This is a genomic window from Wolbachia endosymbiont (group A) of Scambus nigricans, assembly GCF_947251485.1.
Classification (GTDB): Bacteria; Pseudomonadota; Alphaproteobacteria; order Rickettsiales; family Anaplasmataceae; genus Wolbachia; species Wolbachia pipientis.
This window is the reverse complement of sequence record NZ_OX366356.1, coordinates 224781-239028: the sequence shown is the minus strand read 5'-3', so window position 1 is coordinate 239028 and position 14248 is coordinate 224781. Positions and strand designations below refer to the sequence as shown.

The following is a 14248-nucleotide window of genomic DNA, read 5'->3' as shown; positions in this document are numbered from 1 at the left end:
AAACTTGCATTATATGTGAAAGAAATTGACGATATTGTGTCTTCAATAAAAAATAAAGACCTCTTAGACCATTTTGATCAATTTTTTACTATTACTGAAGTAAGCAATAAAAAAAATAGAAGTGAATTAATGAACCTCGCAAGGGCATATATAGCTCTTTTTACAATAATCCGAACAGACCGTAATATGCTACTGGCCTGCTATAGCCATAAACACATATCTTATCGCATTCGGACTATTATAAGAAAGGCTATAAGATGATAAGTGAAGAAGATCCAGACAAAATACAGGATTTTTTAGCTACTCAAACAAAAAGTCATTCATATGAAATAATGTTACCTGAAATTGATAATTTTCTATCACAAGTTAGGTGATTTTATCAATAATTTCATTGTGTACGTGATTATCATTTTTTGTTTCAATTTCAGTGATAACACTGCACCTAACGGGCTCTTTTATGGATATTTCCTGAAACCCTTTTCTGACCTTATTGTAAAAATTAACATCCATTTCTTCATATTTATTCTTGTCTTTTGCTCTATTTAACCCAACTTCAACGTCAATATCTAGAATAAATGTAATATCTGGATATCTAACTTCAACCAACCTGTGCAAATCTTCTATTAGTTTTAAATCAACTCCAAACCCATATCCTTGGTATGCAATAGTTGAATCAATAAACCGATCACAAATCACTATTTTTCCTTCTGCAAGAGCCGGTAATATTAATTTTTTCATATGTTCGCGCCTCATCGAGATAAGTAGCAAGAGTTCAGAAATAGGATCAATATTATTTGTTAACAACACTCCTCTTATCTTTTCTGCAAAATCAGTGCCGCCTGGTTCCCGAGTCAATACTACGCTATTTTCACCGCGAATTTGCTTAAAATGATTTGCAAGCAGCTCAGATTGTGTTGTTTTACCAGAGCCGTCTATTCCTTCGAAAGTTATGAACATAAGTATTATAATTATAATACTAAAAAAGAATATGCAAACAGTATATATAGAAACCGTTTGACATTTAAATAATAAGACCGTAAATTACATATGGTATAATGATAGTCTATGGTTGCTCTGAATACTCCTAAAGTCGATTTTAGTTTTACTGCAAAAGATTTTAATCTTTTGGGAGTAGACAATAAATACTATACATTAAGTGACTGTTGTGGAAAAAATGGTCTTATTGTAATGTTTATATGCAATCACTGTCCTTACGTTCAGTCAATTATTAGCAATCTGGTAAGCGATGTTGATCAATTGAAAAAAGATTATCAGGTAGACACCATTGCAATAATGCCAAATGATGTAAATGAATATCCAGAGGATTCCTTTGAAAATATGATTAATTTTGCCAAGGAAAATAAGTTTACATTTCCATATTTAATTGATAGTACACAGAAAATAGCTAAAGAATACGGGGCTGTTTGCACTCCTGACTTTTTCGGCTTTAATTCCAATTTAAACCTTTGCTATCGTGGACGTTTTAACGACGCAAAAAAAGAAAAGGTTCAAAGCTATGAAGTAGGAAGTAGTCACTTATTTCAAGCTATGAAATTTATTGCAGAAACTGGTAATTCTCCAATTGACCAAAAATCAAGTATTGGCTGCTCAATTAAATGGTCTAATTCTACAGGTTGAATATCATGCACAGTGGCTCTCAGCATTTGTTTGATATTATAATTTTGCTTTCTGCTGCTGTGTTTATAGTCATAGCATTTTGGAAAATGAATATTAGTCCAGTGCTTGGTTACTTCGTTGCAGGTGCAGTTATTGGTTCTCACGGATTTAATCTGATACACTCAGCTGAAGCAATGGATAATCTTGCAGAATTTGGTGTAGTTTTTCTATTATTCATTATAGGCCTTGAATTGACATTTGAACGCCTGATCGCTATGCGTATTCATGTATTTGGGTTCGGTTCTCTTCAAGTTATAGTTACCATGGTAGCAATATGGTGCATCGCTCTTGCTTTCGGAGTGAATACGAATATAGCAACAGTTATTGGTGGTGGGCTTGCGCTATCCTCAACAGCAATAGTGTTGCAGGTTCTGCAAGAAAAAGGTTCTCAAGCAAGTCAGGTTGGTAGATTGTCGATAGCAGTGCTATTAATGCAAGATTTTGCAGTGGTACCATTAATAGTATTGGTACCTTTACTTACTGGCAATTCTGAGCACAGCCTGATAAGCTCATTGGCAGGTTCATTGGTGCAAGCAGCTATTGCATTAGTGCTGATATTTATAACTGGTAGATTATTGCTTAGACCTTTATTTTCGGTTATTGCTAAAATGGAAAGTAATGAGATCTTTATATCAACAACGCTTTTAATAGTATTAGGAGCAGCATTTATTACTGAGCAATTCCATTTATCGTTAGCATTAGGTGCATTTGTTGCTGGATTGTTAGTTGCAGAAACAGAATATAGACACTCAGTAGAACACGCAGTATTGCCATTTAAAGATTTGTTTCTTGGCTTATTTTTCATGACTGTTGGTATGTCCATCAATACCGAACTTTTACTCAATAAGTTACCACTAATTACTTTATTATCGATTATCCTTATCGTTTTAAAAACATCTATTATATATATATTGTGTAGATTTTTTGGGTTTAAGAGTGCACCTGCTATACAAGCTGGGTTACTGCTTTCACAAGGCGGTGAATTTGCGTTTATTTTGTTTCGCTTAGCAGATGAGCTAAATGTGCTACCAAGTGAAATCGCTCAAGTACTTATGATGGTAACTACAGTAACCATGGCTTTCACTCCTCTTTTATCAGGGCTTGGAGATTGGATAGCAAACTCATTTAGCACTGAGAAAACAATATTAGATGATGAAGCTGTTGAAACAGATACACAAGATCTTTATAACCATGTGATAGTTGCTGGATTTGGTAGAGTGGGATATATGGTAACAAAAATGCTTACGGCAGAGCATTTAAGTTATGTTGTTGTAGATATTCAATCGAAAATAGTCAAAGAAGGAAAAAGTGATAGTTTTCCTATATATCTTGGAGATGTTACAAGATGTGAAATTTTAAAATCGGTAGGAATAGAAAGAGCTCAAGCTCTCGTTATTTCAATAAAGAATGAAGTTACTATAAAAAAAGTTGTTTCTTTAGTTGCAGCAAATTTTCCGCATGTAAATATTGTAATACGCTTACCAGATCTGAGTAATGTGGAGGTTTATAGAGATCTAGGAGCTAGTAAAATTATTCCTGAAACATCTGAGATAGGATTGCAGCTAGGTGGAGCTGCACTGAGCCTTAGTGGTATTAGCGAAAGTGGAGTTACGTCTTTAAAAAGTAGATTCAGAAAAGGCAATTACAGTATGTTAAAAGACCTTGGTAGTGATAAAGGTGAATAACTACTTCTCTAATTTTATGTACAGAAAGCTTCAAGCTTTATTGAGGTTTTGCCTATAGTAAATTACGCACATAATCAACCAAATTAAGGAAAGTGCAAACCAAGTGATTGCATATTCCAAATGCTTCATTGGCTGTATAGCTACTTTGCTGCCAAAATTGTTCGGCCACAATACACACTTCTCTAGCTTAATACCTAACTCATTGGAAATTTCTTCTGTACTCAGGGTAAACCATGTATTCGAAGCAGTATCGTTCTTGATAAACCAATTTTTACTTTTATTGCTATCGCAATATAAAATTCCATCTGCAACTACTTTTTCAATTTTTACTTTTTTCTCCTTTTTTTCTCCGACTATTCCTTTATTCACCAACATGTAACGTCCAGTGGTGAGCAACATAGGAGACAGCACGTGATAGCCGTGTTGCCCTGCAAAAACATATAGTTCTATGTCACTTAGAATCCCATCAATCTTGACATGCCTATAGTTAAATTTTTCAAGGTCGTTATTGGGCAATAGATGAACCACTGGAAGACTCATACTTTTAATAATATTATTCTTCCAGTTCAATCTGAATATTTGCCATAACCCTAATAAAAAAAGAAGTGAGCAAGGTATAATTAAAATAAATACTATCTTTTTTAACACTCTATATTTGTGTTCTTAAATAGTTTTCAACACCCATTAGTTCAATAAGATCGATCTGTTTCTCAATCCAATGAAAGTGCTCTTCTTCATTTTTTAACATCTCTTCTAATAACATTACACTAACAAAATCCTTTTCTTTCTCAGCGATAGAAATCGTTTCTTTTATATCCTTAATACCTTTTCCCTCTAATTTCAAATTAGCTTCTAAGATTTTCCGTATTGTGTCTTTTGTAAACTTTCCATCATACTTTGATATTTCGTTTGTATCCTGAAAATTTGGGACTCCTTTAAATAACAAAATTCTTTCTGCCAACTTGTTTGCATGTTCAAGTTCTTCGTTAAGCTCATTTTTTACCTTTTCTGCAAGTCTATTAATTCCATTGTTTTTGAGAATCGCAAAATGCAAAAGATACTGGCGTACAGAAGTCAGCTCATTGGTCAATAATTTGTTCAAATGTTTTACTATCTCTTCATTCATAATCTTCCCTTAGTTCAATTCATCAGCATAATTTATATGATAACGATAGTTATAGCAACTCATTTAATAGTTCCTTTGATAACAACCGTATTAAATAGCATGTCGTGGTATGTCTGTTTTTTCTTAGAGAAGCAAGCAACTATAGCTCTTTTTACAATAATCCGAACAGACCGTAATATGCTACTGGCCTGCTATAGCCATAAACACATATCTTATCGCATTCGGACTATTATAAGAAAGGCTATAGATACCAGCAGAGAGTGAGTAGCACTATAATTACTTTCAATGCACTCAAGACATTCACTAATACTTCCTGATCTCGCAAAAATTCAGTAAGGACAACTACTACACTGTTTAACAAAGGAAGAAAAAACTGGGAAGAGCTTCTGTCAAACGCTAAATTCAAGTCTATTTTAGAATTATCTAAACTGATAGTATACATATTCATTAACTGTTGACCGGGAGTTGCTTGGGCCTTTGAAGATATAAAATATGTGAAGTATAGCCTTTCTTATAATAGTCCGAATGCGATAAGATATGTGTTTATGGCTATAGCAGGCCAGTAGCATATTACGGTCTGTTCGGATTATTGTAAAAAGAGCTATAACTACAATTTACACACATGTATGATAGATGTAAGATCAACGGAGAATCCTCTAATAGCAGTATAATTAATAAAGTTGGAATTAATAAAATTGCTACATCTATTAAATACGCGCAAAAGCGTCTTGTTATACTGGCAATCTCTGTAACAGCGGTCATTACCTATCTTCTAAATACTTTATTACAAAATCTGTAAGTTTATCAAAATGTTGAAAACATAACAAATCTTCATAACCGCTTATTGATTGACCGTATATAATAGGTAAACAATTGGCATTTTGTGCACACAGAACATCTGTGATGCTATCACCAACGAAAAACACATTTTCTCTATTTATAGGCAACGTACTCTCTTCTAATGCAAATAGCAGTGGGGTTACAGATGGTTTATCTTCTGCAGTATCGCATGACCCAACCACTCTTTCAAAGTAGGAATCTAGTTTAAAATAGGCAACTTCTTTACGTAAATTAGTATTTTTCTTATTACTTACTATTGCTAGGTAAATATTGTGGCTTTTCAGTGTCTGCAACATTTTCTCTACTCCTTGATTCAGAGCAATGTTTTGTAATAGCGCATTATCTAAGTATTGTTGATATATCTGGTTCGCTTTTTTCCACTGATCGCCAAATAAATTGACCATATAGCTCTTTCTTGACTCGTGGGAATTTCTATCAGCAGCTTTATTACTATACCCCATTGAGTTTATGGTATGCTTAATAGCATTAAAAATGTTATCTTGAGTGTCAACTAAGGTATTATCCCAATCGAATACTACTGCTAATGGGCTGTTTTTCATTTCTATATTGTTATATATTTTAAATTAATAAGTAAATAACATTTTAATAAAAAAAATATAAATAGGACGCTCTTACTCTTTACCACAAGTTATGTTAACTGTTTTTTATATAATTAGCTAACATACTGGTTATATGATATGTTTTAATAGGTAACAGGTATGGCCCAGACATCTAAAGAAAGTGTTGAAAAAAAGTTTAAAGATGTTTTTGAACGTTCTCCAGGTGCTTTTCCAGAAGGTACCTCATTAGAAAAGAAGGTTAATTATATCGCAAAAGGAACAGAGGCTCTAAAAGCTGTGAAAAGTAAGGAACTTGAGAACAAAATGAAAAACGTTGCAGAATTGAGTCAGAAATTTGAAAGTCAAAAAGGACGTGCAGATGAAAAAGTACGTCAAGATTTTGAAAGAATTGCTGAGCTTGACCAACAATATAAAGGGAAGGGCATCTTCACAAGTGAAAAAGTTGCAGAGCCAAAAAGTGACAAAAAACTCCAAGACACTCAGAGAAAAACTACAACAGCAGTTAAAGACCTTGAACATAATACACAAAAAAAGACTACTGAAGCTTCTGTGCAAACAGCATCAGAGCACGATTCACAAACCGTTAATCCCTCAGTGAGCAAGAGTTCTGTAAAAGAGAAGCTCAACACTGAGCCGGACAAAAAAGATAACACGCCTCAACCACAAGAAAATCAAAAAGAAGAAGGGTTTTTGAGTCTTCTGAAGCGCTTTGTTAAGAAAATATTAGAAAAATTTTTAGGTGAAGGTGAAAAGGATGTAGAGAATGCTCGTGGCATGAAAGAAGATGCTCAAAGAGATACGTCAAATAACGAAGAGCAACAAAAGAGTAAGCAGCTTGATGAAATTTTAAAGGACAAAAGTGTAAGCGAGGGTTTGAAGCAGGCAACAAAGCTTGAGAACCCGGCAATAACGCCTGTTAATACTCCTAAAGTGAATGAAGTAAACACGGGTCGTGAAAGGTGATCCGCTTTCAAGCTTCATTATACCGCCACGAACCGTCATACCGCCTCGGTATCTCATCCGCTAACAAGTAGCGGGATGACGATTGTCAGGGTGTCATCCCAGTGTCCCTATGATGTCATCCCAGTGCCCTGACTACTTGGATCTAGCAAGCTTTGCTTGCAAATAAGTCTAATACGCGTCGCGTTTTATGCCAAAACACAATTGGAGTTATAGCTCTTTTTACAATAATCCGAACAGACCGTAATATGCTACTGGCCTGCTATAGCCATAAACACATATCTTATCGCATTCGGACTATTATAAGAAAGGCTATACTATGCGGGTTTTATATTTTCGCCCTGCCCAAAAGCTACGGTTTGCTTTTCACCTGGAGAAGATTGTGCTATGCCGATAATCAGCGTAATAGATCAGTCTAAAAAATCTATCTTAGTTCAAGAATATACATTTACTCTTGGAACAATTGCAAAATCTTTGATCAATGCTAAAGAACGTGGCGTTGATGTTAAAGTCATCTTAGATAAATCGCAACTCTACTCAAAATATAGTGTTATAAATGAATTATTTTCAGGTGGAGTACCAGTTTGGATCGATGATAAGCCAAAAATTGCTCATAACAAGATAATGATTGTTGATAATCAAAAAGTTATCACAGGGTCGTTTAACCTTATTAAGACAGCTAAAAAAGGAAATGCTGAAAATTTATTAATTATTACAGATTATCCTGAATTGATTCAGCAGTATGTGAAAAACTGGGAGGCACGAATGTCACAATCTTACAAATACGCTCCCAACTAATCGAGAGCGCTTGCTCAAAATCAGTTTTAAAAACAGCAAGGGAGAGCTTTTTTGATTGATTGGCATAATGATTATGATATAATGAACTAAAAATTTAAGGAATAAAGTAATGGATTATATAAATGATGCTGCCGGTAGCTACACTGCTATTCATGATTTTTTTCAAAACAACGGTGTTGGAGATTACAAAGTTCAATGCAATTATGGTGGGGTGCCGTATGCTACTGATGAGTACGTGCATTCTGGCGATAAATTTTGGAGTAATAATTTCATAGACTCACATTTTGGCAGGGAAATAAAAATGTATCCTCAAAGTGAACTTTTAGCTAAAGAATATGCTGGAAATACGTTGCCAGTTTCAATATCACTAGATAAGGATTTAATAAAAATGAAGGAATGTCAGAAAAAAACGAAATTTGTGGAACTAGAAAGGGAGTCAGGTGATTTAGTGCATGATAAGCAAAAGTATGTAAAGTGTTACACAACAAAGCTATCATATGATGATGTACATATTTACAATAACGATAAAGTTTCAACATTTAGCATAAAATACGACGCGCCAAATGATCCGAAATACAGTTTAAATATAACATTTACAAAGGTTAATGATAATAAACCAGGATTTTGGCAGAAATTTAAAAATATGTTTTAACGTGACCATTCACTGGTTTTTACTCAATCAACCAACAACAGTTAATATCAAATTTTTATAATTAAAAAATATGCTATTTTTTAAAACTTTCATTCTCCTTGACTCTGTCAACTTCACAAAACAACTCTTGGACCAAATGTATCTGGCATAACACCTTTTGGTAACTTGCTACTTCTTTTTTTCCGCATCTCCGACAACAGCCATTGATATTCCACTACATAAGGCTTGATTTTTGGTAGATCAACTTTTTTATGAATAATATAGCTCTTTTTACAATAATCCGAACAGACCGTAATATGCTACTGGCCTGCTATAGCCATAAACACATATCTTATCGCATTCGGACTATTATAAGAAAGGCCATACTATGCTTCTCCTTAAATTGACCATTTACCCTAAACGCTATTAGCTTCCTTAAAATTTACATTAATGCCTATTTTGCCTAAACTGAAGCGTCTTTTCCAATTTTTTCTAGCATCAACTCAGCAGCTTTTTGTTCAGCAATCTTTTTACTAGAAGCGCATGCAGAAACTTTACCATAATCTTCTATGCAAACTGATATAGTAAATTCAGGATTGTGCGCTGGTCCAGTTTGTTTTACAAGCTCATACTCTGGTAAAGGCAATTTGTTTTTCTGAGTCCACTCTTGCAGTGAGGTTTTAGGATCTTGAGGGGGGTCAAGCATGCCTTTAGCTAGCTTTTCCCAATATTGGATAATAAATTTTTCAACATTTTCAAGCCCGCCATCAATATAAATTGCACCTATTAGTGCTTCAAGCGAGTTTTCTAAATTTTTTAAGTTACATCTCCCTCCATTGCAGCGTTCACTATTATTCATGATGATAAAGCTGCCTAATTTTATTTCTTTAGCAACATTAGCAATGGTGTTGCCACAAACTAAATCCGTCTTTCTTTTTGCCAATGCTCCTTCTTTTTCTTCAGGAAATAGTTTAAACAGTGTGGCAGATACAACCATATTCAAAACACTATCGCCCAAAAACTCTAGTCTTTCGTAGCTTACAATCTGATTTTTGCTATTCCTTTTATTTACGCTTGGGTGAGTTAGTGCCTCTTCTAATATTGCATAATTTGTAAATTTATAATCAATGATCTTAGATATTGCATCATTCAAACTCTTCATACCAATTATTTAAAAGAAAAGCACTTTCTACCACCTTTATACCAGAGAATTAGTTTTATTTTATTAAAATAATACCACCAACTTCCAAAATTAATGTATACAACCCACCACCTCACTAATGTTACTAAATCCATCTCTCCTTATTAGTTCTGCAAGTTCTAGATTAATTTTGTTTACAACTTGAGGTCCGTGGTATATGAGAGCAGTGTACAACTGCACCAAAGAAGCTCCTGCCTTTATTTTTTTATATGCATCAGCACCACTTGAGATTCCTCCGCACCCTATCAATAATATTTTGCCCTTAGTAAATTTGTACATATCGCCCAATAACTCGGTTGAAAGTTTAAACAGCGGTTTGCCACTCAACCCACCACTCTCATTATGGTGAGAATGCAGATTATCTCTACTTACCGTAGTGTTGCTTACTGTTAATCCGTCAATCTTATATTCCAACGCAAGCTCAGCGATATTTTCTTTCGTTTGCTGATCTACATCTGGTGAGATTTTTAATATTATTGGTATGGATTTAGAATTATCAATTGATTTTCGGATTAGAGTTACGGATTTCAACAATTCCGATAATTCTTGCTTATTGTGCAGATTGCGTAAATTAGGCGTGTTTGGGGATGAGATGTTCAGCACTATATAATTGCTCTTTCCATATACTATCTTTATTAAGTCAACATAATCGCTGATTTGGTCCTTTGATGTACTGTTTTTTCCTATGTTGATGCCAAAAATGCAGTCATCAAGCTTGGTTTCACCTATTTGTTTAAGAAAATAGTCTATTCCTTTATTGTTAAATCCCAATCTGTTAATTACCCCTTGATCTTTAATTAACCGAAAAATTCTTGGCTTTTTGTTTCCATATTGTGGATTACGAGTTACAGTACCAGTTTCAATAAACCCAAAACCAAATGAGAGCATAGGCCTTATAACTTCTGCATTCTTGTCAAAACCTGCAGCCAGACCTATGGGGCTTCTGAGCTTATTACCAAAAAAATTCACACTCAAAGATTCTGGTAGCTCTATAGGATTCTTATAAGGCATTTTCTTTAATGCCATAATTGCCAAAGAGTGAGCAACTTCGGGCGATAGTAAAAATAGTAAATTACGTTTGTAAAACACTTTGCTTATTTTTAGTTTATTTTTTACCATGAAACGCTATAAGAGTATAACCATAACTTGAAAAGAAATTGATTTTACTATGGACAAGCTTTCTCTATAGGTTACACACTTAAAGCTACTGTTAACTTTTACAAGATATAGAGAATGAAAGAGGCCGGGACCGGAATTGAACCGGTATAAAAGGATTTGCAGTCCTCCGCATAAGCCATTCTGCCACCCAGCCGTTTTTTATGTGTAGATATCCATTATATCTTTTAGCATAGATAAAGCCTCCTCCCTTTTGCGTTGAAAAGTGTTACGTCCAATGATTGAACCATTACCGCCACCCTGCTTAATTTCTTTCGCTTCATTGTATATGTTATCTACTTCCTTCGATTCACCACCAGAAAAAACTACTATTCTTTTCCCTGCAAAACAAGACCTTTTAACATATTCAATTCTTTTAGATAATGATTCAATATTTTCTGTTTCTATTTTCTCCCTTTCCAAATATTTAGTTGGAAGTTTTACTTTTATTATATTAGCGCCAAGCAAAGCTGCTATGTGTGCAGCATAGGCAATAACATCAACTGCTGTTTCACCTTCTTTGGAAATCCCTTCACCGCGTGGATAAGACCATAGCACTACTGCAAGCCCGTAAGATTTGGCTTCAGCTATGATTCCACGGGCTTCCTCCATCATATCGAAACACTTAGCAGAACCAGGATATATAGTAAATCCGACAGCTAAGCAGCCCAAACGCAGCGCATCTTTCACAGAAGAGGTTATTGCCTGATCAGAGGTTAGATCCTTTGAATGTAAAGAGTTGGAACTATTAAGTTTCAAAATAAGTGGGAGCATTCCAGCATAAGTTGCAGCACCAGCTTCAATCATACCAAGTGGAGCAGCATATGCACTTACTCCCGAATCAACCGCAAGCTGAAAATGATAATGTGGGTCATAAGCATCAGGGTTAACTTCAAAACTTTTAATTGGACCATGCTCAAATCCTTGATCTACTGGCAGAATCACTAACTTGCCAGTGCCGCCAAGCTTTCCATGCATGAGAATACGAGTAAGATTTGCTTTTACCCCAGGGTTTTCACTTTCGTAGTAGCTTAGGACTTGTTTTACTTTATCACTTATCACTATAATTCAAATTGAAGTTAAGTTATAGATTGTAACAAAGATGAAGTTCAATACAAGGATTTTAAACTATATCAAAAGCAATTTTATTTTCTACTTTATTCATATAGATTCTTAATTTCTTTCCTTTTATTAATTTACGATTCAGTATTTCTTCCGCTAAGTAACTTTTTATCTCCTTTTCAATAAGTCTCTCTATCGGACGTGCTCCCATTTCCTTACTATAACCTGTTTGTGCAAGATAAGATTTCACTTCATCTTCTACCAAGCAGTTTATGCCTTTTTGCGTCAGCTGCTTTTTCAGTTCCTGAATAAATTTATCTACAATATGCAGAATTATATCCGCATTTAAGTCAGAAAAAGAAATAATCGCATCAAGACGATTACGAAATTCAGGGCTAAAAACCTGTTCTATCGCTTTTTCACTATCACCAGTGTTAAATTTTTTATGCCCAAAGCCAACAAAACTTTTGCTGCGTTCAGCTGCTCCTGCATTAGTTGTCATAATTAAGATTATATTGGAAAAGTTAACTTTACGTCCGTAAGTGTCTGTAACGCAACCATAATCCATAATTTGTAGCAATATATTATAGATATCGCTATGAGCCTTTTCAATTTCATCAAGCAGCACAACACTATATTGATTATTAGATACAGACTCTGTGAGTAATCCACCCTGATCATAACCTACATATCCAGGAGGAGAACCAATCATCCTTGATATCGTATGAGACTCAATATATTCGGACATATCAAAGCGTATAAGATTCATGCCCATGCTTTCTGCTAATTGTTTTGCTAGCTCGGTTTTACCAACACCGGTTGGCCCTGCAAAAAGATAATTTGCTAAAGGCTTATTGTAATTTCTCAACCCAGATTTAGCAATTTTAATAGAATTAACAAGAGATTCTATTGCCTGCTCTTGGCCAAAAATCACCTTCTCTAGATTAGCTTTTAAAGACTTTACTTTCTGCAAATCATCAGATTCAGATCCGCAAGGCACATTTGTAATTCTAGTAATGGTATTCTTAATATCTCTACTATTTACAATTTTACCCCTGTTTCTTAGCAATTTACAATATGCCCCTGCCTCATCAATAACATCAACCGCTTTATCAGGTAATATTCGCCCAGTAATATACTTATGCGAAAGTTCAGCCGCAGACCTAATGGCATTCTTTGTATAATATACTCCATGATACCCTTCATAGTAGTGCTTTATACCATCTAGTATCTTTATCGTTTCGTTAACAGAAGATTCCTTAACATTAATTTTTTGAAACCTCCTCGCTAATGCTTTATCTTTTTCAAAACTATTGCTGTATTCTCTATATGTAGTTGCACCTATACAACGCAGTGTACCTCTTGCAAGCGCAGGTTTGAGTAGGTTACCTGCATCAAGAAAGCTACCACTTGTAGAACCTGCTCCAATGATAGTGTGTATTTCGTCAATAAAAAGGATAGCACCTGGTTTTGCCTCAATCGCTTTTATTATAGATTTTATTCTCTCTTCAAAATCACCTCTATAGCGTGTCCCTGCAAGGAGTGACCCTAAATCCAAAGCATAAATTATACTGGACCTGAGCGCACTTGGAACACTGTTTTCAATGATTTTGAGTACCAAACCCTCAACTATTGTGGTTTTGCCAACACCTGGATCTCCAACATATAAAGGGTTGTTTTTTCTACGCCTCAATAATATTTCTATAGTGCGATTTAATTCATAATCACGACCAATAACATAATCTATTTTTTTGCTTCTTGCATAGTCATTTAAATTTTTACAATAACTTTGTAGAATTTCCTCATCTTTTAGTAGCTCACCTTTATTTACTGTAGTAGGAGCATCATTATTTTTATCAAGTTTTACTTTATGATTAGTGGTGTATTCATCTATATCGTTAGAGTATTTCATGTTAGATATGTGGTAAATCAAATTGGAATCTTTCGCACTTTGTTTCTGCAATAGATCTTCAACGTATAAATCTTGCCCAGACAAAATTTCTACTAGAACACTTGCTCCATTTATTTCTTTTTTCCTCAAGCTATGAGCCCGTATTATTGCTCTGTGTATTATGCATTGAAACATTGAGCTAGGTTTAACTCCACTGATAATCAATTCAGAACTGCTTTGTAAAAACCCTTTTATATTATTATTATAATCATTAGCCTTAATATTGCATCTTGATAGAATGTTATCCATACTGATGATTTTATCGGCTCTGATATTACATATTGATAAAACGTAATTTACATCCACGTCTTTAGTTAACGCCAGCAATAAATGTTCTACTTTCGCATATTTAAGATTAAAATTAGAAGCAATGAATAGTGCTCTATTCAAACTTGCCTCTAAGTTTTTGGAAATCATCTCCTATTCTCTTTAAAAGTGGGAACTCATATATAATGAATAGCACACAATTATTAAAAAAATTGAAATCCAGCAGTTCGCTGTAGCCAATTTGAATCCCACTCTGGATCTACGTCATAGCACCGCAATATCTCAGCATAGATTCCGCTAATGAGTAGCGGAAT

The 14248-nt window shown here is 34.5% G+C and carries 18 protein-coding genes, 1 tRNA gene and 2 pseudogenes; 9 read left to right on the top strand and 12 right to left on the bottom strand.

Features of this window, described 5'->3' with window-relative positions; translation table 11 throughout:
- Positions 1 to 15 precede the first annotated feature (15 nt).
- Positions 16 to 261 carry a hypothetical protein gene (locus tag OPR46_RS01380; protein ID WP_265043585.1) on the top strand — a complete coding sequence of 82 codons (246 nt, stop codon included), beginning with the start codon at positions 16 to 18 and terminating at the stop codon, positions 259 to 261.
- Positions 262 to 366: 105 nt separating this feature from the next.
- Here the strand turns inward: OPR46_RS01380 and tmk are convergent, their stop codons facing one another.
- Complete coding sequence (tmk, locus tag OPR46_RS01375; RefSeq protein ID WP_265043584.1) at positions 367 to 957, bottom strand: dTMP kinase; 591 nt, start codon at positions 955 to 957, stop codon at positions 367 to 369.
- A 108-nt stretch (positions 958 to 1065) separates the two neighbouring features.
- On the opposite strand from tmk, the gene OPR46_RS01370 reads away from it, so the two are divergent.
- Both OPR46_RS01370 and OPR46_RS01365 read left to right on the top strand, forming a co-directional pair.
- Positions 1066 to 1638 (top strand): thioredoxin family protein, encoded by a 573-nt coding sequence (locus OPR46_RS01370; protein ID WP_265043582.1) that lies wholly within the window; start codon positions 1066 to 1068, stop codon positions 1636 to 1638.
- A gap of 5 nt (positions 1639 to 1643) precedes the next feature.
- Positions 1644 to 3362, top strand: coding sequence for a monovalent cation:proton antiporter-2 (CPA2) family protein (locus tag OPR46_RS01365; RefSeq protein WP_265043580.1), 1719 nt, complete (start codon positions 1644 to 1646; stop codon positions 3360 to 3362).
- A gap of 30 nt (positions 3363 to 3392) precedes the next feature.
- Here OPR46_RS01365 and OPR46_RS01360 read toward each other — a convergent pair whose 3' ends face one another.
- Entirely contained in the window at positions 3393 to 4010 is a 618-nt protein-coding gene (locus OPR46_RS01360) for an SURF1 family protein (RefSeq protein ID WP_213863315.1), read from the bottom strand.
- Between the two features lies 1 nt (position 4011).
- Entirely contained in the window at positions 4012 to 4488 is a 477-nt protein-coding gene (bfr, locus tag OPR46_RS01355; protein ID WP_077188433.1) for a bacterioferritin, read from the bottom strand.
- 36 nt (positions 4489 to 4524) lie between these two features.
- On the opposite strand from bfr, the gene OPR46_RS01350 reads away from it, so the two are divergent.
- Positions 4525 to 4752, top strand: a complete 228-nt coding sequence (locus OPR46_RS01350; RefSeq protein ID WP_265043579.1) for a hypothetical protein — start codon at positions 4525 to 4527, stop codon at positions 4750 to 4752.
- A 155-nt stretch (positions 4753 to 4907) separates the two neighbouring features.
- Here OPR46_RS01350 and OPR46_RS06620 read toward each other — a convergent pair whose 3' ends face one another.
- From OPR46_RS06620 to OPR46_RS01340, 3 genes and pseudogenes are all read right to left on the bottom strand, one after another.
- Positions 4908 to 5057, bottom strand: a complete 150-nt coding sequence (locus OPR46_RS06620) for a hypothetical protein (protein ID WP_265043578.1) — start codon at positions 5055 to 5057, stop codon at positions 4908 to 4910.
- Between the two features lie 40 nt (positions 5058 to 5097).
- A pseudogene (locus OPR46_RS06530) lies at positions 5098 to 5250 on the bottom strand (RDD family protein); the annotation flags it as partial.
- Positions 5250 to 5888 carry an HAD family hydrolase gene (locus OPR46_RS01340; RefSeq protein WP_264339684.1) on the bottom strand — a complete coding sequence of 213 codons (639 nt, stop codon included), beginning with the start codon at positions 5886 to 5888 and terminating at the stop codon, positions 5250 to 5252. The gene OPR46_RS01340 and the pseudogene OPR46_RS06530, both read right to left, overlap by 1 nt.
- Before the next feature lie 159 nt (positions 5889 to 6047).
- On the opposite strand from OPR46_RS01340, the gene OPR46_RS01335 reads away from it, so the two are divergent.
- The 4 genes from OPR46_RS01335 (at position 6048) to OPR46_RS01320 (ending at position 8319) form a co-directional block, all read left to right on the top strand.
- A complete protein-coding gene (locus tag OPR46_RS01335; protein WP_265043577.1) occupies positions 6048 to 6872 on the top strand; it encodes a hypothetical protein in 825 nt (274 codons plus the stop codon).
- A gap of 152 nt (positions 6873 to 7024) precedes the next feature.
- Positions 7025 to 7288 (top strand): hypothetical protein, encoded by a 264-nt coding sequence (locus OPR46_RS01330; RefSeq protein WP_265043576.1) that lies wholly within the window; start codon positions 7025 to 7027, stop codon positions 7286 to 7288.
- Entirely contained in the window at positions 7200 to 7667 is a 468-nt protein-coding gene (locus OPR46_RS01325; RefSeq protein WP_406833329.1) for a phospholipase D family nuclease, read from the top strand. Before OPR46_RS01330 ends, OPR46_RS01325 begins: the two co-directional genes overlap by 89 nt.
- 109 nt (positions 7668 to 7776) lie before the next feature.
- Entirely contained in the window at positions 7777 to 8319 is a 543-nt protein-coding gene (locus OPR46_RS01320) for a hypothetical protein (RefSeq protein WP_265043574.1), read from the top strand.
- 122 nt (positions 8320 to 8441) lie between these two features.
- Here the strand turns inward: OPR46_RS01320 and OPR46_RS01315 are convergent.
- Positions 8442 to 8594, bottom strand: a pseudogene (locus OPR46_RS01315) (IS66 family transposase); the annotation flags it as partial.
- Here OPR46_RS01315 and OPR46_RS01310 point away from each other — a divergent pair.
- Positions 8571 to 8705, top strand: coding sequence for a hypothetical protein (locus tag OPR46_RS01310; RefSeq protein ID WP_265043572.1), 135 nt, complete (start codon positions 8571 to 8573; stop codon positions 8703 to 8705). The pseudogene OPR46_RS01315 and the gene OPR46_RS01310 overlap by 24 nt on opposite strands.
- A gap of 56 nt (positions 8706 to 8761) precedes the next feature.
- On the opposite strand, the gene rnc is transcribed toward OPR46_RS01310, so the two are convergent.
- From rnc to OPR46_RS01285, 5 genes are all read right to left on the bottom strand, one after another.
- Positions 8762 to 9460: a ribonuclease III gene (gene rnc, locus OPR46_RS01305; protein WP_006279914.1), complete on the bottom strand. Its 699-nt coding sequence runs from the start codon at positions 9458 to 9460 to the stop codon at positions 8762 to 8764.
- A 90-nt stretch (positions 9461 to 9550) separates the two neighbouring features.
- The gene (locus tag OPR46_RS01300) at positions 9551 to 10618 is read right to left on the bottom strand and encodes a quinone-dependent dihydroorotate dehydrogenase (RefSeq protein WP_265043570.1); all 1068 of its coding nucleotides are present in this window, start codon (positions 10616 to 10618) and stop codon (positions 9551 to 9553) included.
- A gap of 121 nt (positions 10619 to 10739) precedes the next feature.
- A tRNA-Cys gene (locus OPR46_RS01295) sits at positions 10740 to 10811 on the bottom strand.
- A 5-nt stretch (positions 10812 to 10816) separates the two neighbouring features.
- Positions 10817 to 11713: a class I fructose-bisphosphate aldolase gene (locus OPR46_RS01290; protein ID WP_209473361.1), complete on the bottom strand. Its 897-nt coding sequence runs from the start codon at positions 11711 to 11713 to the stop codon at positions 10817 to 10819.
- A gap of 64 nt (positions 11714 to 11777) precedes the next feature.
- Complete coding sequence (locus tag OPR46_RS01285) at positions 11778 to 14084, bottom strand: AAA family ATPase (protein ID WP_265043569.1); 2307 nt, start codon at positions 14082 to 14084, stop codon at positions 11778 to 11780.
- Between the last annotated feature and the right edge of the window lie 164 nt (positions 14085 to 14248).

What these genes read in the sequence shown, in the direction of transcription:
- tmk (WP_265043584.1), bottom strand. Translation starts at nt 957, where the DNA reads ATGTTCATAACTTTCGAAGGAATAGACGGCTCTGGTAAAACAACACAA.
- OPR46_RS01370 (WP_265043582.1), top strand. Translation starts at nt 1,066, where the DNA reads ATGGTTGCTCTGAATACTCCTAAAGTCGATTTTAGTTTTACTGCAAAA.
- OPR46_RS01365 (WP_265043580.1), top strand. Translation starts at nt 1,644, where the DNA reads ATGCACAGTGGCTCTCAGCATTTGTTTGATATTATAATTTTGCTTTCT.
- bfr (WP_077188433.1), bottom strand. Translation starts at nt 4,488, where the DNA reads ATGAATGAAGAGATAGTAAAACATTTGAACAAATTATTGACCAATGAG.
- OPR46_RS01350 (WP_265043579.1), top strand. Translation starts at nt 4,525, where the DNA reads ATGATAACGATAGTTATAGCAACTCATTTAATAGTTCCTTTGATAACA.
- OPR46_RS06620 (WP_265043578.1), bottom strand. Translation starts at nt 5,057, where the DNA reads ATGCTACTGGCCTGCTATAGCCATAAACACATATCTTATCGCATTCGG.
- OPR46_RS01340 (WP_264339684.1), bottom strand. Translation starts at nt 5,888, where the DNA reads ATGAAAAACAGCCCATTAGCAGTAGTATTCGATTGGGATAATACCTTA.
- OPR46_RS01335 (WP_265043577.1), top strand. Translation starts at nt 6,048, where the DNA reads ATGGCCCAGACATCTAAAGAAAGTGTTGAAAAAAAGTTTAAAGATGTT.
- OPR46_RS01320 (WP_265043574.1), top strand. Translation starts at nt 7,777, where the DNA reads ATGGATTATATAAATGATGCTGCCGGTAGCTACACTGCTATTCATGAT.
- OPR46_RS01310 (WP_265043572.1), top strand. Translation starts at nt 8,571, where the DNA reads ATGAATAATATAGCTCTTTTTACAATAATCCGAACAGACCGTAATATG.
- rnc (WP_006279914.1), bottom strand. Translation starts at nt 9,460, where the DNA reads ATGAAGAGTTTGAATGATGCAATATCTAAGATCATTGATTATAAATTT.
- OPR46_RS01300 (WP_265043570.1), bottom strand. Translation starts at nt 10,618, where the DNA reads ATGGTAAAAAATAAACTAAAAATAAGCAAAGTGTTTTACAAACGTAAT.
- OPR46_RS01285 (WP_265043569.1), bottom strand. Translation starts at nt 14,084, where the DNA reads ATGATTTCCAAAAACTTAGAGGCAAGTTTGAATAGAGCACTATTCATT.